The 21,825-nt window shown below is 65.6% G+C and carries 16 protein-coding genes; 5 read left to right on the top strand and 11 right to left on the bottom strand.

What is annotated here, in order from left to right; genetic code table 11:
- Window positions 1–22 precede the first annotated feature (22 nt).
- Window positions 23–1,300: an arsenic transporter gene (locus tag AC5P9N_RS02420; protein ID WP_099484637.1), complete on the bottom strand. Its 1,278-nt coding sequence runs from the start codon at window positions 1,298–1,300 to the stop codon at window positions 23–25.
- Between the two features lie 162 nt (window positions 1,301–1,462).
- A complete protein-coding gene (locus AC5P9N_RS02415) occupies window positions 1,463–4,039 on the bottom strand; it encodes a glycoside hydrolase family 3 protein (RefSeq protein WP_148239660.1) in 2,577 nt (858 codons plus the stop codon).
- Window positions 4,040–4,255: 216 nt separating this feature from the next.
- Between AC5P9N_RS02415 and AC5P9N_RS02410 the strand changes: the two genes are divergently transcribed.
- The gene (locus AC5P9N_RS02410; RefSeq protein ID WP_005409722.1) at window positions 4,256–5,302 is read left to right on the top strand and encodes a LacI family DNA-binding transcriptional regulator; all 1,047 of its coding nucleotides are present in this window, start codon (window positions 4,256–4,258) and stop codon (window positions 5,300–5,302) included.
- Between the two features lie 66 nt (window positions 5,303–5,368).
- Here the strand turns inward: AC5P9N_RS02410 and AC5P9N_RS02405 are convergent, their stop codons facing one another.
- The 3 genes from AC5P9N_RS02405 to AC5P9N_RS02395 all read right to left on the bottom strand — a co-directional run bounded on the left by AC5P9N_RS02405 (window position 5,369) and on the right by AC5P9N_RS02395 (window position 9,882).
- Window positions 5,369–6,877: an MFS transporter gene (locus AC5P9N_RS02405; protein ID WP_262088496.1), complete on the bottom strand. Its 1,509-nt coding sequence runs from the start codon at window positions 6,875–6,877 to the stop codon at window positions 5,369–5,371.
- Between the two features lie 66 nt (window positions 6,878–6,943).
- The gene (locus AC5P9N_RS02400) at window positions 6,944–9,610 is read right to left on the bottom strand and encodes a TonB-dependent receptor (RefSeq protein ID WP_099484635.1); all 2,667 of its coding nucleotides are present in this window, start codon (window positions 9,608–9,610) and stop codon (window positions 6,944–6,946) included.
- A gap of 89 nt (window positions 9,611–9,699) precedes the next feature.
- On the bottom strand, window positions 9,700–9,882 hold the full coding sequence (locus AC5P9N_RS02395; RefSeq protein WP_140416078.1) for a hypothetical protein: 183 nt from the start codon (window positions 9,880–9,882) through the stop codon (window positions 9,700–9,702).
- A gap of 184 nt (window positions 9,883–10,066) precedes the next feature.
- Between AC5P9N_RS02395 and AC5P9N_RS02390 the strand changes: the two genes are divergently transcribed.
- Window positions 10,067–11,227, top strand: a complete 1,161-nt coding sequence (locus tag AC5P9N_RS02390; protein WP_099484634.1) for a serine hydrolase domain-containing protein — start codon at window positions 10,067–10,069, stop codon at window positions 11,225–11,227.
- Window positions 11,228–11,311: 84 nt separating this feature from the next.
- Here AC5P9N_RS02390 and AC5P9N_RS02385 read toward each other — a convergent pair whose 3' ends face one another.
- Together AC5P9N_RS02385 and AC5P9N_RS02380 are read right to left on the bottom strand one after the other, a co-directional pair.
- Complete coding sequence (locus AC5P9N_RS02385; protein WP_012480305.1) at window positions 11,312–11,911, bottom strand: fasciclin domain-containing protein; 600 nt, start codon at window positions 11,909–11,911, stop codon at window positions 11,312–11,314.
- A gap of 49 nt (window positions 11,912–11,960) precedes the next feature.
- Window positions 11,961–12,374 carry a winged helix-turn-helix transcriptional regulator gene (locus AC5P9N_RS02380; RefSeq protein WP_180863295.1) on the bottom strand — a complete coding sequence of 138 codons (414 nt, stop codon included), beginning with the start codon at window positions 12,372–12,374 and terminating at the stop codon, window positions 11,961–11,963.
- A 95-nt stretch (window positions 12,375–12,469) separates the two neighbouring features.
- Here AC5P9N_RS02380 and AC5P9N_RS02375 point away from each other — a divergent pair, with 95 nt between their 5' ends.
- Window positions 12,470–13,399, top strand: a complete 930-nt coding sequence (locus AC5P9N_RS02375; protein WP_099484632.1) for an aromatic alcohol reductase — start codon at window positions 12,470–12,472, stop codon at window positions 13,397–13,399.
- Between the two features lie 42 nt (window positions 13,400–13,441).
- On the opposite strand, the gene AC5P9N_RS02370 is transcribed toward AC5P9N_RS02375, so the two are convergent.
- The 4 genes from AC5P9N_RS02370 to ptsP form a co-directional block, all read right to left on the bottom strand.
- Window positions 13,442–14,695, bottom strand: coding sequence for a carbohydrate porin (locus AC5P9N_RS02370; RefSeq protein ID WP_060380056.1), 1,254 nt, complete (start codon window positions 14,693–14,695; stop codon window positions 13,442–13,444).
- 83 nt (window positions 14,696–14,778) lie between these two features.
- Window positions 14,779–16,482 (bottom strand): PTS fructose transporter subunit IIC, encoded by a 1,704-nt coding sequence (locus AC5P9N_RS02365; protein ID WP_060380055.1) that lies wholly within the window; start codon window positions 16,480–16,482, stop codon window positions 14,779–14,781.
- An 85-nt stretch (window positions 16,483–16,567) separates the two neighbouring features.
- The gene (locus AC5P9N_RS02360; protein ID WP_099484631.1) at window positions 16,568–17,524 is read right to left on the bottom strand and encodes a 1-phosphofructokinase family hexose kinase; all 957 of its coding nucleotides are present in this window, start codon (window positions 17,522–17,524) and stop codon (window positions 16,568–16,570) included.
- On the bottom strand, window positions 17,521–20,031 hold the full coding sequence (gene ptsP, locus AC5P9N_RS02355; protein ID WP_162792514.1) for a phosphoenolpyruvate--protein phosphotransferase: 2,511 nt from the start codon (window positions 20,029–20,031) through the stop codon (window positions 17,521–17,523). Before ptsP ends, AC5P9N_RS02360 begins: the two co-directional genes overlap by 4 nt.
- A gap of 155 nt (window positions 20,032–20,186) precedes the next feature.
- On the opposite strand from ptsP, the gene AC5P9N_RS02350 reads away from it, so the two are divergent.
- Window positions 20,187–21,170: a LacI family DNA-binding transcriptional regulator gene (locus AC5P9N_RS02350; RefSeq protein ID WP_005413481.1), complete on the top strand. Its 984-nt coding sequence runs from the start codon at window positions 20,187–20,189 to the stop codon at window positions 21,168–21,170.
- Between the two features lie 150 nt (window positions 21,171–21,320).
- A complete protein-coding gene (locus AC5P9N_RS02345; RefSeq protein WP_224119208.1) occupies window positions 21,321–21,767 on the top strand; it encodes a Rap1a/Tai family immunity protein in 447 nt (148 codons plus the stop codon).
- Window positions 21,768–21,825 lie beyond the last annotated feature (58 nt).

Raw genomic sequence — 21,825 nt, 5'->3', positions numbered from 1 at the left:
AGGGGCGCCGCCTGCACTCTGGTCACAGCAGCAACAACGCTGCGATGAGTGCAGGTGGCATCACCAGCGCGCCGACGCGCAGGAAGTCGAGCGCGCTGACATGCTCGCCTTCGCGACGCAACGCCATCAGCCACAGCATCGTGGCCAACGAGCCGGTCACCGACAGGTTCGGGCCCAGATCCACGCCGACCAGCAATGCGGCACGGGTCTGCGCCGGCAGGTCCGCCATCTGCCCCAACGAACCAGCCGCCAGGCCGACCGGCAGATTGTTGGCCACGTTGCTCAGCAGTGCAGCGGCGCCGCCGGCCAGCCAGCTGGCCTGGTGCGGCGACGTTTTCGCCAGCGCCTGCAGCGCGCTGGCCGAACTCTGGATGACACCGGTCTGCGCTACCGCTTCCACCAGCACGAACAGCCCCGCCACCAGCGGCAGCACCCCCCAGGATACGTGGCGTAGCAGCGGCAGCGGGCTGCGTCGCTGGCGGATCGCCACCGCCACCACGCTCAGCGTGCCCGCGCAGAAGGTGGTCAGGCCCAGCGGCCCGTTCAAGGCGGACGTAACCAGCAGCACCGTGCCGGTGAACAGCACACCCAGCGCACTCAGGCGCCCACCCTCGGTCAACGGGCGATGCGCCGGCGCGGCCACCAGCGGCTGTGCGATTTCGCGACGGTGCACCCAGCGCAGCACAAGATAGGTCGCACCGATCGCCGCCAGCGAGGGCAGTGCGAACTGCGCCAGCCACTGCAGCAGCGGCGGCATGTGCTGGCCGTACACCACGAGATTGGCCGGGTTGGAGATGGGCAACACGAAGCTGGCCGCGTTGGCGATGAAGGCACAGACGAACAGGTAGGGCAGGGGATTGGCCCGGGCCGCCTTGCAGGCCGCGTAGACCGCCGGCGTCAGCACCACGGCTGTCGCATCATTGGAAAGAAACACCGTTACCAGCGTGCCGACCAGGAACACCAGGTCGAACAGGCGCCGACCCGATCCGCCCGCATGCCGCACCGCGTACAACGCCAGCCAATCGAACAGCCCTTCGCGGCGGGCGAGCTCGGCCAGCACCATCATGCCGACCAGGAACAGGTAGACATCGCGGCCCTCGGCGATTGCGTGCCAGGTAGTGCCGAACGACACAGTGCCGCTGAGCGGAAGCAGCGCGGCCGCACCGAGCGCCCATACATACTCCGGAATGCGGAACGGACGGAACAGCAGGCCGACAGTGGCAACGGCCACCGCCATCCAGATGATGAGGGAAGAATGGGAAGCGAGCATGGGGTAGGGGGCGTGCGCGGTGCCGTCCATCGACCGCGTCGCCGGTTCTCCGGCGCATGTGATCGGCGTGCAGGCGCCCGCTGCGATCAGTGCAAGTGCCGGGGTTGCGGCATCATACTGCGCCGGCTGCCCAGCAAAGGCCCTGGCGCGGCACGTTACGTGACGGCCGCACCAGGGCATTCAACACCGCGCCTACTGCGACGCACACTCCACCTTGCGATCGAACTCGGTGCCCAGTACGACCGAGGTGATCGCAAGCGTTGTGCCCTTTCCGGCGCGCAGCGCAAACGGCACGTTCAAGCGGCTCATGTTCGCACCGGCGTTGGCCAGGCACTTGAGGGGAACGCCCAGCCTGACCCACTCATTGCGCGGCGCCGCCGACAGCGCGGGGCCCAGCGCAACCTCGGCAGCACATGCCGCCCCGCAGGCGGTACCGAGTGTCACTGCGGATTCCGCCGGGAGCTGCTCGACACGCATGGTCGCTACCAAGGACAGCTCGCCGTTGGTCTCGCGCGACCAGTCCAGCGGAGTATTGGCCTGCAACGCCACCGTGGCCGGCGCCCGGAAACTGAACCGGCGTGCGCCCTCCTGCACATCGGTGTTGATTGCGACCATCGCCAGTGACTGGTCGGCAGTCTTTGCATTGGGGTGCACGACATCGGTCGATTCGCCATTGGCGGCAGTCAGGCGAAGCATCAGCCCAGTGCCGGCCACACCACGATCGAACAGGGTACCGCTACCGGCGGCGTCCGGATCAATGCCCGGGTCCTCGGAAAGCGCAGGCAGATTTCCCTTGTCGGCATAGGTCAGGCCGTATCCGAAGGCGAACTGCGGGTCGTAGTCCTTCTGCCCCACGTTGTTCTGGTACTGGTTGGCGCGGCGTGGCCAGGAGTAGCTCAGCTTTCCGCGGAAGTCGTGTTGCACGCGCCCATCGGCCCCACGCAGCAGCACATCGGCCACGCCCCCACCTTCCGATCCCGGCAGCCATGCGGCCACGAAGGCATCGGCGGCGTTGATTTCGCGGTTCAGCCACAACGGGCGCCCGCTCAGGAACACCCCCACGACCGGAATGCCGTCTGCCTTCAGGCGTCGCATCAGCTCCAGGTCTCCGGACTTGCCGTTCTTGAACATCAGGTTGGGCAAGTCGCCCTGGAATTCGGCATACGGATCTTCGCCGAACACCACGATGGCCACATCGGGCCGGTTGCGATAACGTCCATCGACCGCCAGTTCGGCCTGGCCGCCGCCCGACCTGACCTGTGCCTCCAGGCCTTCCCAGATCGTCTCAGCATTCGGGAAGTCCTCCCGACGCGTGCCATCGCCCTGCCAGCTGAGCGTCCAGCCGCCCGCCTGACGGCTCATGTCGTTCGCGGCATCGCCCGCAACCAGCACCCGTTGTTTCGGCCGGAGTGGCAGCAGCTGGTTCTGGTTCTTGAGCAGCACCAGCGATTCACGCACGGCCTGCCGCGCCACCTGGCGATGCGCCGGCGCCCCGAGCAGCTCGAATCTGCCGCCCAATGCGCGCTCGGACGGCTTGGGTTTGTCGAACAGGCCCATGCGCATCTTCGCCCGCAGAATGCGGCGGACGGCATCGTCCAGCCGCGCCTCCGGCAGGCTGCCGTCCTTCACGTGGGCCAGCGTGCTTTCATACATCCCCTTCCAGCTGTCCGGTGCCATCGCCATGTCCAGGCCCGCCACGTAGGTCCTGGCGCAGTCGGTGTTGCTGCAGCCCTTGATCTGGCCATGGCCGTTCCAGTCACCGACCACGAAGCCGCCGAAGCCCATCCGGCCCTTCAGCACATCGGTCAACAACGGCTTGTGCCCATGCATCTTCTCGCCATGGAAGCTGTTGAAGGACGCCATCACCGACTGCGCGCCCGCATTGATCGCCGGCAGGTATCCGGCGGCATGGATGTCGCGCAGTTCTGCCTCGCTGACCGTGGTGTTGCCCTGGTCCTTGCCATTGCCCGTGCCGCCATCGCCGAGAAAATGCTTGACCGTGGTCATCACGTGGTGGTCGTCGAGGAAGTCAGCAGCCCCGGCCTTGCCCTGCAGGCCTTCGACGAAGGCCCCTGCATAGCTGGCCACCAATGCCGGATCTTCCGAGTAGCCTTCGTACGTGCGCCCCCAGCGGTCGTCCTGCGGAACGGCCACGGTCGGCGCGAAGGTCCATTCCATGCCGGTCACACGGGTTTCGGCAGCGGTGATCCTTGCGATCTCGCGCAGCAGTTCCGGGTTGCGCGCTGCGCCCAGGCCGATGTTGTGCGGGAACAGAGTGGCACCCACCACATTGCTCTGGCCATGCATCGCATCAATGCCCCAGACGATGGGAATGGCCTTGCCACCGTTGCGCGTGTCCATCGAGGCTTCCCAGAACGCGTCGGCCAGCGCAAGCCATTCGGCGGGTTTTGCGTTGTAGCGGCCACCTGGGTCGGATGCGCCGCCCGCCAGTATTGAACCCAATCGATATCTGCGCACGTCGTCGGGCGTGATGCTGGCGATATCGCCCTGCACGATCTGGCCGACCTTTTCTTCCAGCGTCATTGATGCGATCAGCGCGTCGATGCGTCGTTCCATGGCCGGATCGTTGGCCAGCGGCCAGGTTGCCTTGGGCCAGTGCGCGGGAGTGATGGTACCTGCGTCGTTCACCGGGGCAGGGGCCGCACCGGTCGCAGGCACCAGCGCCATGGCAAGCGATGCAGCCAGCAGCAGGCGGTGTGGACGTAGAACGGGGTTGCGCTTCGCACGATCGGAATGACGGACGTTCATCGGAACAATCATCTCGGAAGGGTGGCTTGGATGGGCTCGGCGACCAGAAAGCAACCTGACAGCGTTGTCAGTCGAAGTCGAGCATACCCAGCCCGTGGAACGAATGCTTGCTGCACAGCGGCATGGGTTTTGAGGATAAAGTTGCATCTGCATCCACATCCCGTGGTGCAGGATTTCGGTAGAGATGGTGAGGCTATGACGGGCAGAGGGCGGGGGATGCCGGGACCTGAGCAGGTGCTCGCAGGCAGGCCGGGACGCGTGCGGATCGAGGATGTCGCGGCAACGGCCGGGGTCTCGATGAAGACCGTCTCGCGGGTGCTCAACAACGAGCCGAACGTCTCCAAGAGCACCCGGGCCCGGGTGGACGCGGCAGTGGAAAAGCTGCGTTACCGTCCCTTGCCCTCTGCACGGGTCCTCGCCGGCCGGCGTTCCTACCTGATCGCGATGCTCTTCGATAATCCGTCCTCGAACTATCTGATGGAGATCGAGATGGGGGTGCTGGATGCCTGCATGGAACAGCACTACAACCTGATGCTCGCTCCGCTGATCTACGACGCGGCCGATATCGTGGAAAAGGTCGAGTCATTGATCATGCAGTCGCAGCTCGACGGCGTGGTGCTGACGCCGCCCCTGACCGACGACACGGCCCTGCTGGAACGCCTGGTCGACCTGGGCATTCCGTACTCCAGCATTTCGGCGAAGGAACAGAACCGGAACGTGGGCGTCGTCGTGGATGAAATCGGCGCGGTGGTGGCGCTGATCGCACACCTGGCCTCGCTGGGCCATACCCGCATCGCCCATATCAAGGGACACGCCGCGCATGGCGCAAGCATGTGGCGCCTGGCAGGCTATCGCGAAGGCCTGCGCAGGGCAGGCCTGCGCTACGACCCCAGCCTGGTGCTGGAAGGTGAGTTCTCATACGAATCCGGCTACATCGGCGCCAACGCACTGCTTGATCGGCCTGATCGGCCGACTGCCATCTTCGCTGCCAACGACGATATGGCGGCCGGGGTCATCTGCGCGGTGTTCGAGCACGGCCTTTCGGTGCCGGGCGACATCTCGGTCTGTGGTTTCGATGACACGCCGATCGCCCGCCAGATCTATCCGGCGTTGACCACGGTCTGCCAGCCCACCCGAGAGATGGGCCGGCGCGCGGCCATGGAGCTTATCAAGGAAGTGCGCGAGCTCGGCAGCGGTGGCGTGGTCGATATTGACTACGCCCTGCAGGTCCGGCGATCCACGGGGCCGGTCCGTCACGATTGAACGCGGTCCAACGGCCTGCCGGCGCGATCGGGACGCCGCGCTGGCAGGGCAGGGGCGCGGTTCAGCTCAGTGGCCCGCTTCGGTTGCCAATCGCTCCAGATCAACACCCTGGCGACGAAGTGTACGGCCGGCCGCCCAGGCGTAGAACGCCAGATAACAGAAACACAGCACGCCAATGATGAAGCTGTAGTGCACGCCGACCTTGTCGGCAAGCGCACCCTGCGCCCAACTGACGATGCCGCCGCCCATGATCATCATGATCAGCAGGCTGCTTGCCTGGTTGGTATGGCGGCCCAGGCCGCTGATGGCCAGGGTAAAGATGCAGGGCCACATCGTGCTGCAGAACAGCCCGACACTGATGAAGGCGATCACACTGGTCATGCCGGTGGTGAACATGCCGACCAGCTGCGCCGCAATGCCACACACGGCAAAGTACAGCAGCATGCGCGACGGATTGCCCCTGCTGGCCAGGGTGGCAATGATCATCAGGACGATCACCGGCGCGTAGTGCAGGAACTGTGCGGAGTTGTGGCCAGAGATCGCGTTGACGGCAAGGTAGATGGCGAACGCGACGAACGGCAACACCAGCATCAACAGCTTCCGGGTGCCTGCGCGCACATCGAACGCGCCTGCGGCACCACCCCAGCGGCCGATCATCAGGCTGGCCCAGTACAACGACACGAACGGGGCGATCACCGAGGTTTCCAGCCCCAGTCCACCCTTGCTCAAGGGCTGCTCAAGGTAGGCTGGAAGATTGTCGATGGTCGATACCTCCACGCCGACGTAAAGGAAGATCGCGATCATGCCCATGACCAGCTGCGGGTAGGCGAGCGCAGATCTGCGATCTGTCTGGTGATCTGCCCCGGTTGCACCTGCGGGGACCGTCGCGGACAGCTCGACATGATTGGGCACGCTCGAGAGCCGCATTAGCACGGCTACCAGTACGAAGGCGGCGCCCAGCACCAGGTATGGGATCTTTACGCTCTCGATGCTCGCCTCTGTGTTGCCCGCTGACACGCTGCCAAAGATGGCAATGCTCACCAGCAGTGGGCCTACCGTCGCGCCCAGGTTGTTGACACCGCCGGCCATGGTCAGGCGCTGCGATCCAGTGGCCGGATCACCCATGATCACCGCCAGCGTATTGGCTGCGATCTGCTGGAGCGAGAAGCCCAGGCCAACGATGAACAGGCCGGACAGCATCAGTGCAAACGAGCCGGTGTTGGCCGCGGGATAGAAGAGCAGGGCACCCAGTGCCGAGACCAGCAGGCCAAGGCAGATGCCGTTGCGGTAGCCCACCCTGTGCAGCAGGTCGCTGCCGATGGCGCGGGAGACGGCGATGTAGATCAGCGAACCGGCGGTGTAGGCAACGTAGAAAGCCATCGCCACGTACATGCTCTGCGCCTGGCTGAGATGGAACGCCTTCTTGAACACCGGAATGAGGATGCCGTTGCTTGCGGCAACGAAGCCCCAGAAGAAGAAGACGGTGATGAGTACACCGAACTGCGACCAGCGGGTTGTGTGTTTCATGATTCTCGTGTCATCGCGGGCAGGGCGACGCCCCGTGCGTTGTCGCACAGGGCGGGACGTGGTGATTGCGCACGGAGGGCCGGCGAAACCGGCCCTCCTTCAAGGCTGCGTTGCTCAGAACTGGTAACGCAGGCGCAGGCCGTAGCTGCGCGGATCGTTCAGGAAGCGGACGTTGATGCCGGAACCCACCAGCGCCTTCTGCGAGACGTCGTTGCCCAGCAGATTGTTGCCCCAGGCTTCCACCCGCCAGTTGCCGCTCAGTGAGGTGAAGCCAATGCCCGCGTTCAAGGTGGTCTCGCCCTTCTGGCGGTCAGGGAAGCCGGCCGCAGCGGCACTTTCGGTACGGTCATGGACCAGCTCACCAGTGGCCGGATCCTGTCGGATGAACTCTACGTCCCGGTTGTTGTACTGGGTGAGATAGAAGGCCGAGCGGTACGAGGCCAGCAACTGCCAGTCGAAGGTGCCAAAGCGCAGCTCGGTCGTATGCTGCAGCCGTACGTTGAAGGTGAGCTTCGAGGCCAGCGGCAGCTCGTTGCCGGACAGGTCGATCAGCGAGGTAGCACCACCGGCGTCGTAGTTCTGGCTGCGGACATCGGCGACGGTGCCTCGCTTGATCTCGCTGTCCATCCAGAGCGCATTGATGTTGACCATGAAGTTGTGCGGGAATCGCAAGGTGCTTTCCGCCTCCAGGCCGTACACAGCGGACTTGCCGACGTTGCGGTTGACCAGCGCATAGCCGGTGGCTTCACCGGTGGTCGGATTGGTGGCGATTACCGCCAGGTCCTGGAACACCTGGTCGCTGTAGTCGTAATAGAACCCGCTGACGTTGAAGGTCGAGGTGCGGCCCAGCATCTGGAAGGAGTTCTTGCTGCCGATTTCGTAGGCAATGATCGATTCGGGCTTGAAGGTCTCGGGAATCTCCTTCGGATCAAACGTGTCGTTGAAGCCGCCCGCCTTGTGGCCGGTCGATACCAGGCCGTACAGCAGGCTGTCGTCGCTCACGTCGTACTCGAAGCCTGCGCGCCAGTCGGTAAAGCTGAACTTGCTCTTGCCGAACTGCTGGGCCGGAATCGCGCTGACCTGGGCCCAGCTCTGGTACGGGCAATCGACGGTATCGCCACCGATGTCGGGACGGTCGACGCAACCGAATGGGCCGCCATCGGGCACCGCGCCGATCTGCTGCAGCAAGGTGTCGTTGCGACCGTGTCGCAGCACGCCCTGCAGCAGGAAGCGGGCCATCTCCGCCTGCGAGGTGATGTTGCTGACATCAAAGTTCGGACGACTCATGAACGCGGGCTCGAAGCCGGGCGTGCCGAGGCGCGTGGCAAAGTCCCCGCCCTGGCCAGGCAGGCCCAGCGACCAGTTGCCGCCGATGCCGTAACGTGACTTCTTCTCCTCGGAGTAGCGCAGGCCGCCCTTCAGGCGCAGGCGATCGTTGACGTCGAACGTGCCATCGGCGAACACGGCGGAAGACTTGCCATTGACCTTCGGCATGGTGAATTCAGTGCCCGAATACCAGCGCCCTTTGTCCACCAGCGAAAGGTAGCCCACCCGCTGGTCCTCGTTGAAGTGGAACAGGCCGGTGGTCCAGCGCAGCCGCTCGTCCTGGTCGGACGTGAACCGCAGCTCATGTACCTGCGACTCCGACTCGGTCAGCCAGTACTGGGTGGAGTAGTTGTCGTAATCGATGCCACCGGGGTTGCTGGGCGATACCGGATCGATGTTGCGGCCCGGCCAGAGGATGCCTTCGCTCTGCGCATTGGTCTGGCGGTAGTCCACGTTGCGGTAGCTGCCGTTGTATTCCACCGCTACCTTGCCGAAGTCGTAGGAGATGCTGGTCTGCGCCCCCCAGTTGGTGCTGTCCAGCTTGCCCTGCGCGCCGCGGTAGATGATCTTGCGCAGATCGACATCGTCCGGCAGATAACCGGCCTTCGCGGCAGTGTAGACATTGGCACCGGGATAGCCGGTGCCGCCTTCCTTGCCGATGTCGGCCATGGCGAAGATCGACAGCTTGTCATCCGGCTGGTAGAGGAACGACAGGCGTGCCCCCCGGTCGTCCTGCACACCAGCCGGTTCCAGGTCCTGCGCGCGGCCCGCATTCTTGAACGGTGAGTCCTTCTCCACCTTGTAGCCGGCCACGCGGAAGGCCGCGCCACCGCCGATCGGCAGGTTCAGTGCGAACTCGCCACCGCGATGGTCACGATTGCCGGCCTCGGCCTGAACATACCCGCCGAACGCTTCCAGGTCGGGGCGCTTGGTGATGATGTTCAGCGTGCCGGCCAGCGCATTGCGGCCGCGCAGCGTGCCCTGCGGACCCTTGTTGATTTCCACCCGCTCGACATCGTAGAACATGCCGCCCAGACCGCGCGGTCGTGCAATGTAGGCCCCGTTGATGTGGGGCGCGGCGCCCGGATCACCCAGTTCGGTGTTGTTCGAAGAGCCCACGCCGCGGATGAAGATCTCCAGGTTGCCTTCCTGGTTGGCCATGCTCATGCCCGGCACCAGGGCCTGGATGTTGCGCAGCTCATTGTTGATGCCCAGCGCACGCGTATCGTCCGCGGAAATTGCCTGGGCAGTACCTGCATATTTCTGCAGGTCCTGTTCCCGGCGTTCGACAGTGACGATGACGGCGTCCAGGGTTGAGGCCTCCCGTGCCTCGCTGGTGGCGGTCGAGCTGCTTTCCTTGGCTGATTGCGCTGCGACGGGCAGCGCTGCAGTGGCGGTGACGATGGTGGCAAGTACTGCCTGTGCGAGTGTGCTCTTCCTGAAATGGCCGGTCATAGGGTCCCTCTCTCCCCATAAGTGATGTCTGGACGTTCCCGCGCCACGCGCCGGACGTGGGCTCTTGTAAGCGCGACCTGACAACGCTGTCAATCAGAATGAATGATGGATGACCAGAAGCCCGGGAAATCAGACAGTTGAGCGATCAGCAGTGCTGCTTGGCACGCCGCATTTGCTGCAATGCGAAACAAAATCGGGCGGCCTTGCCCCTTTCCTGCGACTGCAACGGCCGGATCGGAACCATCAGAAAGCGGGTCCGCAGGAAGGGCCATCGGCTTCGCGTATCCGCTGGCGGACTACGGGGCCATGCAGGGGGCGTGGTGCTGATGCTGTCATGTGGCCGGGCATGACTTCAGGCACTCGGTCGTGACTACAGCTGTAGGCAATGTGGACAGGCATTCACCGGAAGAGATGCCCATGAAAACTGCAAGATGGTTGTCCGGCTTCGCGGCCTTGATGCTGGCCCTCCCTGCACTGGCCAGCACGACCACCACGGCCGACGCCGTCGCGACGATCGAACGCAACGCCCGTGCCGCGCATTCCGACGCGGTGCTTGTCTGGAAGGATGGAAAAGCACTGCTGGAGCCACAGCCAGAGACTGGCGAGGAGCCGGTTCACCTCATGTCTGCCACCAAGTCGGTGGTGGCGCTGGCCATCATGCTGCTGCTGGACGACGGAAAACTGGCCTCGGTCGACGAGCCGGTAAGCAACATCTTCGCGGAGTGGAAGCAGGGGCGGAAAAGGGACATCACGGTACGCATGCTGCTGGACCATACCTCAGGCCTGCAGAACGTGGCCAACGCGGGGGAAGAGCTGGAAGCTGCGCCGGACCTGGTCAAGCTCGCACTGGCGGCAGAGCTGAGCAGCGATCCAGGTACCACGTTCTCCTACAACAACAAGGCTACCAATCTGCTGCCCGGCATTGTCGAGCGTCTGGCAGGGGAACCGATGGATGCCTACCTTGAGAAGCGCCTGTTCAAACCGCTGGGCATTGCCCGATATACCTGGTTGAAGGACGGTGCGGGCACCCCCTTGGGCATGGCCGGATTGTCGCTGAGTGCCCGCGATCTGGCGAAGATCGGGCAGCTGCTGCTTGATGGCGGCGTGACCCCGGCGGGTACGCGCGTGCTGAGCGAGCGGTCGGTGGCGCTGCTGACTGGAGCAAGTGCCCGCTCCCCGGATGTTGGTCTTCTGTGGTGGCGCATTCCAGCATGGGAGCGTTATGAGCTGAAAGGCCAGATGGCCGGCTTCCTGGCGCAGCATGGGGTCAGCGCTCCGGTCCAGCAGGCATTGCTGGCCACCGGGGGCAGGGTATTCGACAGCAAGAGTGCATTGATTGCGTACGTGGCCGAGCGACTTGGGGCGGACTGGCCGCAGCACTATGGCAGCGAGATCACCGGTCGTGGACTCAAGCTGTCCGACATGTTCGACATCCAACGCGGCCCCACCGTTGCCTACGCCGCCAACGGTTACCTGGGCCAGCACCTGGTCATCGTTCCGCAGCAGCGCGTGGTTGCCGTGCGCCTCATCCACCGACGCGACAGCCATCGCGCGCCACTGGATGACTACGCGACATTCCCGGCGGATGTACTCACGCTGGCCCAGGCGCTTCAGTGAACGGAGGAGCCGGGCCTGCGCCCGGATCCTCGTCCACTGCTTCATGCTGCTGGCCGGAGTGGCAGGGTCTGGCAGGGCGCGCCACTACTTCGGCATCAGCACGGTATCGACAACGTGGATGACGCCGTTGGATTGGTTGACGTCGGCGATGCTGATGCCTGCTTTGCCACCCTTGGCGTCGATCACCCACAGCTTGCCGTCGTGGAGCGCCACGGTAAGCGGCTCGCCTTGCACTGTCTTCAGCGTGGCTTTTCCACCGTGCTTCCTGGCATCGGCCAGGAGCTGGGCGGAACTGAACCGTCCTGGGACCACGTGGTAGGTGAGGATCCGGGTGAGCTGCGCCTTGTTTTCAGGCTTCACCAGTGTATCGACCGTGCCTGCTGGAAGCTTGTTGAAGGCCGCATTGGTGGGCGCAAAGACGGTAAAGGGACCGGCGCCATTGAGGGTCTCGACCAGGCCTGCGGCCTTGACCGCTGCCACCAGGGTGGTGTGATCCCTGGAGTTCACGGCGTTTTCAACGATGGTCCTGGTCGGGTACATCTCGGCCCCGCCAACCATTACCGGATCTGCGGCGAAGCTGGCGGAAGCGGCTGAGACGAGTACGGCGAAGCTGACTGCGGCGGCGATGCGCTGAAGAGCGTTCACGGTGCGTTCCTCGATAGGATGCCCGCACAGCGCGGGCATCCTACATACGGCTGGCGGGAGCGCCTGGATGCACCGGATGCAGGCCGGGTCAGTCAGGGGGAGGGCCGTGATGCGTGTCGAAATTCTCCCTGCAGCGGCGGACTTCCTCGGCGTGTCCCACTACCCAGGTCCACATCGGGATCATAAGAACCAGCAGCTCCCTGCCCAGCGGAGTGATGGTGTACTCCACGCGCGGCGGAACCTCACGGAAATCCTGCCTATGGATCAGTCCGTCCCTTTCAAGCTGACGCAGGGTACGCGTCAGCATACGCTGCGTGACTCCTTTCATCCGCCGCGCCACATCGGCGTGACGCAGTGTTCCGTAGACCCCCAGGGCGTGAATGATGCCCAGCGACCAGCGGCTGCCGGCATGCGCGAGCACCTCGCGGCGCAGACCGTCGTCGTCCGCGCTCATGCCGTCGCATATCGATTGTGAATGTCGCAGAAGCTCATCGGTGCTCATGAACGGTGCGGTCGGTATCATCGGTGTGCCTTCTTACGTGGCAACTAGGGAGGGGCGCAGAATCGCCGCCATCGTACACACAGATGGTGGTTTCAATGTCTCCCCCGATTGTTTCCCGCTCAATCCTGGTGCTGGGTGCCGGCGAACTCGGAATGCCCGTCATCCGCAACCTGGCCCAGCTCGCGGTTGTGCATGACGCAACCATCAGCGTGATGCTGAGGCCTGCGTCGATTGAATCCACACTACCGGACAAGCGTACGGTCATTGACCAGATCCGCTCGCTGGGAGTGGCCCTCGTTCCTGGCGACCTGGTCACTGCCACGGTCGATGAGCTGGCTGATCTATTCTCCGGTTATGACACGGTCATCGGCTGCACCGGCTACGCCGCTGGCCGCGACACTCCCATGAAGGTAGCGCGCGCCGCCGTGAAGTCGGGCATTACCAGGTACTTCCCTTGGCAATTCGGGGTCGACTTTGACGCCATCGGACGCGGCGGGCCACAGGATCTTTTCGACGCCCAGCTGGATGTACGCGACTATCTCCGCTCACAGGCCGAAATGGACTGGGTGGTCATTTCCACCGGCATGTTCACCAGCTACCTCTTCGAGCCGGAGTTTGGCGTCATCGATCTTCCCGGCAGAAAGGTCAATGCACTTGGCACAGCCTCCAATGCGGTTACGCTGACCACACCAGAGGACATAGGTGCAATGACTGCACAGATCGTCTTCCACTCGCCCCCCCTTCGAAACGAGATCGTCTATCTTGCGGGAGACACGGTCCGTTATGAGCAGCTGCCCGCCATCCTTGAGGAAAAGTTCGGTGCTCCCTTCAAGCTGATCGTGTGGAGCGTTCCCCAGCTGATGGAGGAGCTTGTCAGTGACCCATCAAGCATGATCAGGAAGTACCGTGCTGCCTTCGCCCAGGGCAGGGGCGTCTCCTGGAGCCTGGACGGGACGTTCAATGCCAGCATTGGCGTGAAACTGGAGGGTGTCGACGACTGGCTGAAAGCCCACTTCGAGACTTGATGAGCCGTTGAGCGGCAATCGCGTGGACGAAAACGGATTCTCCTACAGACTCCAATCGACCCGCAGGCCGGCGATCAACGCATTCGGCAGGTCCCGCTGGCGTGCGGGTTCGTTGAACTGGTCCGGATGCACGATGTAGTGCAGGTTCGGCGCGACCCGAAGCTGGGGGGTGACCTGGATGCCATAGCTCAGCTCCATCATCACTTGGCTCCCGTGCGGGGTGCCGCTGCCGCCCGCTGCGGCACGGGCAAGGCGCAGGTTTTCCAGCGCGATGCTGCTGTACTTCTGCTGCGTCACGACGAAGGCGATGCTGTCCTGCGGTCGGCTGGCGAACGTACCTTTCTGCACCAGCCCGGCCTGAAGGAAGTGATCCTCGATCACCTGGCCGGAGGTGCCCTTGAGCGCGGCGCCGAAAAGGGTCAGGCCACGGCCGCTGCCATCGCTGCTGAGCTGCTGCTCGAAGCGGGCGAACGCACCGGAGCGACCATGACGTGTCGCGTACTCCTGGCCACTGAGCAGCGCCGGCGTGCCATTGGCATCGCGCAGCGGGTCGCGGTAGGTCGAGTTGTCCTGCCAGCCACCCAGTTCGTAGCGGGCCTTCAAGCGCGCCGACGCGGGGCTGCGCCAGCCGATCGTGTAGGGCACGATCCAGCCAGTGGCCTGGTTCGTGCTCCATTTCAGGCCGTGCTGGCCATCTTCGGCCTGGCTCGGGTCGACCTGGTACGCGCCCACGCGTACGTAGACATCCGGCGTCACCCATGCCGTGGCATCAGCCATCCAGCTCGATACAGGCCACCAGGTGAAGTTGCTGGTACGGAATACGTAGGTCGGGTTGCCGCAGGCCGAGTTGCCCTGGAAGTACTGGCACAACTCCGAACCTAGATGATGGATGTTGGCGACGCTGCGTCCCGCCTCAAGCACCAGCCGGTCGTCCAGCAGTTTCTGCTCCAGCGTCAGGTTGGCCAGGCGCGTGCCCTGGCCACCGAAGATTTCCTGCACCGAGGTGCTGTTGCCCGTGCTGCTGTTGGCGAGGTTGGTGCCATGACGATTGATGCCGTAGGCCTTGATCGTCGCGCCTCGCCAGCCAAACGCAGCGTCCAGGTCCACGTCGGCACCGAACATCAGTTGGCCGGCATAGGCCGTGCCGCTGCGCTTGCCCCCATCGAGCGTGGCGGCGGCCTCGCCGGTGTAGGCGAGCTTGGGAGTGAAGACGTCGCTCGCGTCTGCGGTGGCAGCCAGGGATGGCAGGGCAAGCGCGATCACCATCGGCAACACGTGTCGGGAAGAGCGGGTCATGGGCGAGGGTCCTTGTGCAGGGCGTAGGTCGCTGCGCCCCTGCGTGCGCAGGGGAGGTGGCAGGGTCTTGGCGATGGGGTGGATCAGGCCGGCGTGGTGACCGGCTTCTTGAGGATGCGCAGCGCGACCGCAGTGACAGCCACGCCGGCCAGCAGTGCCAACAGGTAGATGCCGAGGTGAGTGACTGCGTTCGGGATCGGCAGCACGAACACGCCGCCGTGCGGCACCTTCAGCTCGACGCCAGCGGCCATCGAGATTGCACCTGCCACGGCAGAACCAAGGATCAGCGCCGGAATGGTGCGCAGCGGATCACGTGCGGCGTAGGGGATCGCGCCTTCGGTCACGAAACTGAGGCCAAGCACGCCGGCGGCACCGGCCGTGCCGCGCTCCTCGGCGGTGAAGCGGTTGCTGAACAGCCATGTCGCCAGTGCAATACCCAGCGGCGGCGTCATGCCGCCGATCATCGTCGCCGCCATCGGCGTGTAGACCTGGCTGGAAATCAATGCAGTAGAGAACGCGTAGGACGCCTTGTTGACCGGCCCGCCCATGTCCACCGCCATCATTCCGCCCAGCAGCAGGCCAAGCAGGATCGCGCTGCCGCCCTGCATGCCGCGCAGCCAGTCGGTCAGCCACGCCAGCAGCCCGGCGACCGGCGTGCCGATCACGTACATCATCAACAGGCCGACCAGCAGCGTGCCCAGCACCGGCAGGATCAGCACCGGCTTGAGGCCTTCCAGGCTGCGCGGCAGGCGCAGCGCACGGTTGATCCAGTGCACGCCATAACCTGCAATGAAGCCAGCCAGGATGCCGCCGATGAAGCCAGCATCCATGTTCACTGCTACCAGTCCGCCGATCATGCCGGGCGCAATGCCGGGCCGGTCGGCGATGGAGTAGGCGATGTAACCGGCCAGCGCCGGCACCATCAACATGAAGCCGGACTTGGCGCCGATCTGGAACAGCGACCACGCCAGCGTGCCCTTGTGCGCGTCATCGAAGGCATAGATGCCGCCGAGTGCGAACGCCAGTGCGATCAGCAGGCCACCGGCAGTGACGAACGGCAGCATGAACGACACGCCGGTCATCAGATGCTTGTAGGGGCCGGTGGCCCTGGTTTTTTCGGCCGTGCGGCCCGGAGTCGCGGTACCGGCCTGCACGCCGGCCTCGGCCAGCGCCTTGCGGATCAGGTTCTGGCCATCGTTGATCGCCGGCTTGGTGCCACTCTTGAACAGGCGCTTGCCGGCGAAGCGCGACAGATCGACTTCGCGGTCTGCGGCGATCAGGACGAGGTCGGAGGCAGCGATTTCCTCGTCACTCAACGCGTCCTGCGCGCCCACCGAGCCCTGGGTTTCGACCCGGATTGCATGGCCCAGTGCCTTGGCGGCCTGTTGCAGGCCCTCCGCCGCCATGAAGGTGTGGGCGATGCCGGTGGGGCAGGAGGTGACGGCGACGATGCGCTTGCCCGCATGCGTGCCGGCGTTGCCCGACACCGCGGCCACGAGCGGTGCGAGCGCCGCAACCGGGTCGTCCAGTACCTCGCCCAGGCTCGCATGCACGATCCCGGCATTGGCGAAGCGCGCGATGTCCGCCTCACCGTCACCCACCAGCAGCAGGTGCGTCGCGGCGGCGGCGTTCGAGGCAGACAGCGCGCCGGTCACGCCCTGGTCGCTGCGGATCTCGATCATCAGCTCGAGCCCGCGCTGGCGGGCGGCGCGGCGCAGCGCTTCGGCGGCAAGAACCGCCTCGATGCTGCGTTCGCCGGCGGCGATGACTACGTTGGAAGCGTGCATGGAAACTCCTGGAATTCTTCGGGCTCGTGCTTGCCGAAGGCGCTGCGGTCGGCCCGAAGCCGCCGCCGTGCTCCCGGCAGGGGGGTCAATCCAACCGCTCGATCAGTACATCGCCGGTCCACCCGCGTACCTGCGCCGGGTCCAGCCGTCGTGCGTCACCGCTTTGCAGCCGGCTCATCGAGAACGCGGTCGCCAGCCGCGCGCAGCCGTCCAGATCGATGGACGGCTCCAGCAGGGCGGCAGCGATGCCGGCCACCATCGCGTCGCCCGCACCGACCGTGCTGCCCTGGGCCAGTCGCGGCGGTCGTGCGACCAGCGCGCCGCTGCGATCAATGAACAGCGCGCCGTCGGTGCCCATCGAGATCGCTACGAGCGCAACGCCACGTTCGACCAAGGCCTGGCCAGCGACGCGCAGGGCGCTGCGGTCCGGCAGCGGGGTGCCGGTCCAGGCCTCCAGCTCCTGGCGGTTGGGCTTGACCGCGTAGGGCAGCGCACCGGCGGTGTCACTCAATGCAGCCACAAGTGCGTCGCCACTGGTGTCCAGCAGCACGCGCGCACCGGCGGCGGCGGCCTGCGCCTGCAGTCGCGCCCATGCATCGGACGGCAGTCCAGACGGCAGGCTGCCGGACAGCACCACCGGAAGGCCCGGCAGCAGCAAGGCGCCAAGCCTGCGCGACACTGCGTCCAGAGCGGTATCGTCGAGGGCCAGGCCGGGCAGGTTGATGTCGGTGGTTTCGCCGTTGTCCTCGTCAACCAGCTTGATGTTGGTGCGGGTGCTGCCGGGGATACGCAGGCAACCATCCACGATGCCGCGCGTGGAGAAGAGCGCGCCGAACACACCGTCGTTGCCGCCACCGAGCACGCCCAGCGCGGCGGTCGGCACGCCCCAGTCGGCCAGGCAGGCGGCCACGTTGATGCCCTTGCCACCCGCATCGTCGCGGCTGCTGCGGGCGCGGTGCACATGGCCCGGCCGCAGGCTGGCCAGCCGCACGGTCTGGTCGATCGCCGGGTTCAAGGTAACGGTGACGGCGCGGGCGTTCATGCGCGGGCTCCGTCGAGGGCGCGCACCTGCTCGGCGGTTTCGCAGTCCAGCGCCGTCGCAGCCAGCGTTTGCAGATCGGCCAGCGCGCTGCCACGCAGGCGTGCCTTCACGGACGGGATGTCGTTCGGGGTCATCGACAGTTCGTCCACGCCCAGCCCTGCCAGCAGCATCGCGCCGAACGGATCGCCGGCCAGGCCGCCGCAGACACCCACCCAGCGCCCCTGCGTGCGTGCGCCGTCCACCGTGGTGCGGATCGCGCGCAGCACGGCCGGGTGCAGGCTGTCGGCCTCTGCGGCCAGCTCCGGGTTCTGGCGATCGATCGCCAGCACGTACTGGGTCAGGTCGTTGGTGCCGATCGAGAAGAAGTCGGCGTGGCGCGCCAGCACATCGCTCTGGGCGGCCGCGGCCGGTACTTCGATCATGATGCCGATCGGCACGTCGGGGGCCTCGAGTTCGGCGCGCAGGCGCTCGCAGATGGCACGCAGTGCGACCAGTTCAGGCACCGAGGTGATCATCGGGAACATGATGGACAGGCGTGCCCCTTCCTTCGCTGCGCGGTACAGCGCACGCAGCTGCGGCTCAAGCAGATCCGGGCGGCGCAGCAGCAGGCGCGCGCCGCGCACGCCGAGGAACGGGTTCTCCTCGTGCGGCAGCTCCAGGTGGGCGACCTGCTTGTCGCCACCGATATCGAGCGCACGCACGATCAACGGACGGCCTTCCAGCGCTTTGGCCATCGCCATGTAGGTTGCGTACTGCTCCTCCTCGCTGGGCGTGCTGCCGCGTTCGAGGAACAGGAATTCGGTGCGCATCAGGCCGACACCTTCCGCGCCCTGTTCCAGCGCCAATGGCACCTGCTCAGGCAGGTTCACGTTGGCGCCGATGTCGATGCGATGGCCGTCGGTGGTCTGCGCCGGCTGCGCGCGTTGTGCGGCTTCGCGCGCGCGGATCTGCTGCTGCTCGGCGATCCAGGCGCGTGCCGAAGCAAGATCGGCCTCGGAAGGGGACAGGTAGAGCCGCCCGCTGCTGCCGTCGATGATCGCTTCGCGGCCGGCCTGGATCGCCAGCAGTTCGGCGCCACCGGCAACCAGCGCCGGCAGGCCGAGCGTGCGCGAGAGGATCGCAGTGTGCGACGCGGGGCCGCCCTGTGCGGTGGCGAGGCCGAGCACGCGGGTGCTGTCAAGGTTGGCAGTATCCGAGGGCGACAGGTCGGCGGCAAGCAGGATGCACGGTTGCGCCGGTAGATCTGCCAGGCCGCCACCGGCCGCAGAGGGGTCAAGCTGCGCCAGTACGCGCCGACCCACATCGCGCAGGTCGGCAGCGCGCCCGGCCAGCACCGGATTGCCCAGCGCCGCCAGCCCGGAGGCGATCTGCTCGATGGCCTGGTGCCAGGACCACGCGACGCCATGACCTTCAACCATCAGCTGGCAGGTACGGGTAATCAGGTCGGTGTCGTCAAGCAGCGCAGCCTGCGCCCTGAAGATCGCCGCATCCGAGGCGCCAAGGCGGCGCTGGGTGTCGTCCTGCAGCGCGGCCAGCTGCTGGCGGGTACGACTGAGTGCATCCTGCAGGCGCGCGCCGCCCTCGCCAAGCGGGGCAGGGCGATCGGCAACATCGGCCTGCGCGCTGGCCAGTACATGCAGCGGACCGATGGCCAGCCCGGGGCTGGCGCCGATGCCGACGATCGCTGCCTGCGCTTCGGGCGGATTCCAGCCCGCGACCGGCGCCGTCTTTCGCTGCGCTGCACGCTCCGCATCGGCCTTTTCCTGCGCGACCAGCCCGTCCATGGTCTTGCGTAGTGCAGCCAGCAGTGCGGGGGCATCGGCGCCTTCGGCAGAAACACGCACGGCATCGCCCTCGCGAAGCCCGAGCTGCAGCAGCGCCACCAGACTCTTGGCATCGGCCGCCTGATCACCCGCGCGCACCTGGGCCCGGGCCGTAAAACTCCGCGCCGTCTCGGCCCAGCGCGTGGCCGGGCGCGCGTGCAGTCCGCTGGGGTAAGCAATGGTCCAGTCGAAACGCTCGGCCAGGTCCGCCACTGGGTCGTGAGTGGCAGAGACTGCGACGTCGCTGGCCAGCGCATTGACGATTTCGCTTGCATCGGAGGTAGTGAACAACCGCTGCAGCGCGGCCTCGTCCTGGATCAGGCGGGTCAGCCTGCGCAGCAGGGTGATGTGGGTATCGGACTGGGCGGCAATGCCAACCACCAGGCGGGTGACCTGGCCGGGGTTCCATTCCACGCCTTCCGGCAACTGCAGCACCGCAATGCCGTCGCGGCGCACCAGGTGGCGGTCCTCGCCGAGCCCGTGCGGGATCGCCACGCCATGGCCGAGGAAGGTGTTCGCCAGCGCTTCGCGGCGTCCCATGCTGGCCTCGTAGCCCGGCGCCACGCAGCCGGCAGCGACCAGCATCTGGGCCACCTGGGCGATGGCATCGGTCTTGTCCTGTGCCCGCGCATCCAGGCGGATCAGTTCCCGGCTGACGGGGGAAGGGGAGGTCAGGGGCGACAAAGCGGGCTCCGGGAGGGATGGCTGGGGCGTATTGGGAACGTTCCCACTGCACATTTCAATGTGCACTGCACAAAAATCCAATAGTCCTTTGGCGTTAGCATTGCCCTGAACAGCCATCCGGCCATGAACAGCGTACGTTTCCGGGAACGTTTCCAATGAGCATCAGCATCAACGACGTCGCACGCGTGGCGGGGGTGTCCAAATCCACGGTGTCACGGGTGCTCGGGGGCGGTCCGGTCAGCGAGGACGTGCGCGGCAGGGTCGAGCTGGCGATCCGCCAGACCGGCTATCGACCCAACCTGCAGGCAAGACGGCTGCGCTCCCGGCACACCGGCATCATCGGCTTGATCGTGGCGGATATCCGCAACCCGTTCTTCACGGCGCTGATCCGCGCCGTGGAAGAGGTGGCCTATCGCGAAGGTCTTCGGGTCACCCTCTGCAACACCGACGAGGACCCCGAGCGGGAGGCGCTGTATCTGCAATTGATGCACGAAGAGCGCATCAGCGGCCTGATCTTCGCGCCGACCCGGACCACGGTGGGCCGGCTCGAGCGGCTCACGCTGGACTATCCGACGGTGCTGGTGGACCGTGCCGCGCCCGGCGGTCCGATCGACAGCGTGGTACTCGACAATCCGGCAGCGATGGCAGGCCTGGTCGAGCATCTGGTCGAGCGCGGCTATCGGCGTATCGGCGGATTGTTCGGCAGCACCAGTACCACCGCGGCCGAGCGACGTGACGGTTATCTCGCTGCGATGCGCACGCATGGGTTGCAGCCGGACTACCGTGAGGTTGAACCCACGGCCGAAGCCGCCATCGCGACGGTCGATCAGTGGCTCGCCACGCCATCCCGCCCCGAAGCACTGGTCACCAGCAACAGCCTGCTGTTGATGGGAGCATTGAAAGCCGCCCGCGGCGCCGGGCTGGCGATTCCAGAGGCGTTGGCACTGGCCGGCTTCGACAACGAACGCTGGACCGAGCTGGTCGAGCCGGGCATCACCGTGATCGAGCAACCGGTTGAGGAGATGGGGCGGGCCGCGATGTCGCTGCTGCTTGAGCGCCTGCGCACGCCGGAGCTGCCGGTACGCCGACTCGTAATGACGGGCCGGTGCGTGGTCAGAGGGTCGACGGCAGCGCGATAGCTCGGCGCCCGATCGCGGCGAAGCCTGGGAATGCCGCCCGGGTGTTGGCGGGCCAGCCGCTGTCTGTTACAAGCCATCTGTCCACAACCAGCTAGCTCGACTTTGACCCACGCTGTGTGCATCCCACAGGAACGCGCCAAGGACTCCGACATGAACGGACATCACGAACCCCAGGCGCGCCGCCTCTTGCGTCGGCTCCTCGCACTCGGCCTCTGCGCCCTGGCAGGATCCGCCCTCGCCGGAACAACGCAAGCGGCACGCACCTGGCTTGTCAGTGGAGCCGAACTCATCACCCTGCTGCAGGGCAAAGGCGCTGATGGGTTCTGCGACGGCGAGCAGTGCCGGAACCTGTCCAGCGCTCGCGCCAGCGCCTATATCCAGGGCGTTGCCGATGCCAGCCACGGCCAGTGGTGTGGCCAAGGCAGGATTCTTCCGCATGAGCTGGTCGACCGTGTGTCTTCCCATCTCCGGCAGTTGCCCGGCGAGCGATTGCAGCAGGATGCGTCTTCACTGGTTGCCGAAGCGCTGCGGACCGCATTTCCCTGTGGTGGTGGCGCGTCACGGGGTGGCAGTGCCGAGCCCGGCAAAGACGAATAGGACGGGCCGCGCCCGACGCGTGACCACGCGAACGTCCTACACCCTCGCGACACGGTGC

This window comes from Stenotrophomonas sp. YJH_SMC_6, from assembly GCF_059371335.1.
The sequence above is the reverse complement of the archived record's forward strand: the minus strand, read 5'-3'. Positions and strand labels throughout refer to the sequence as shown.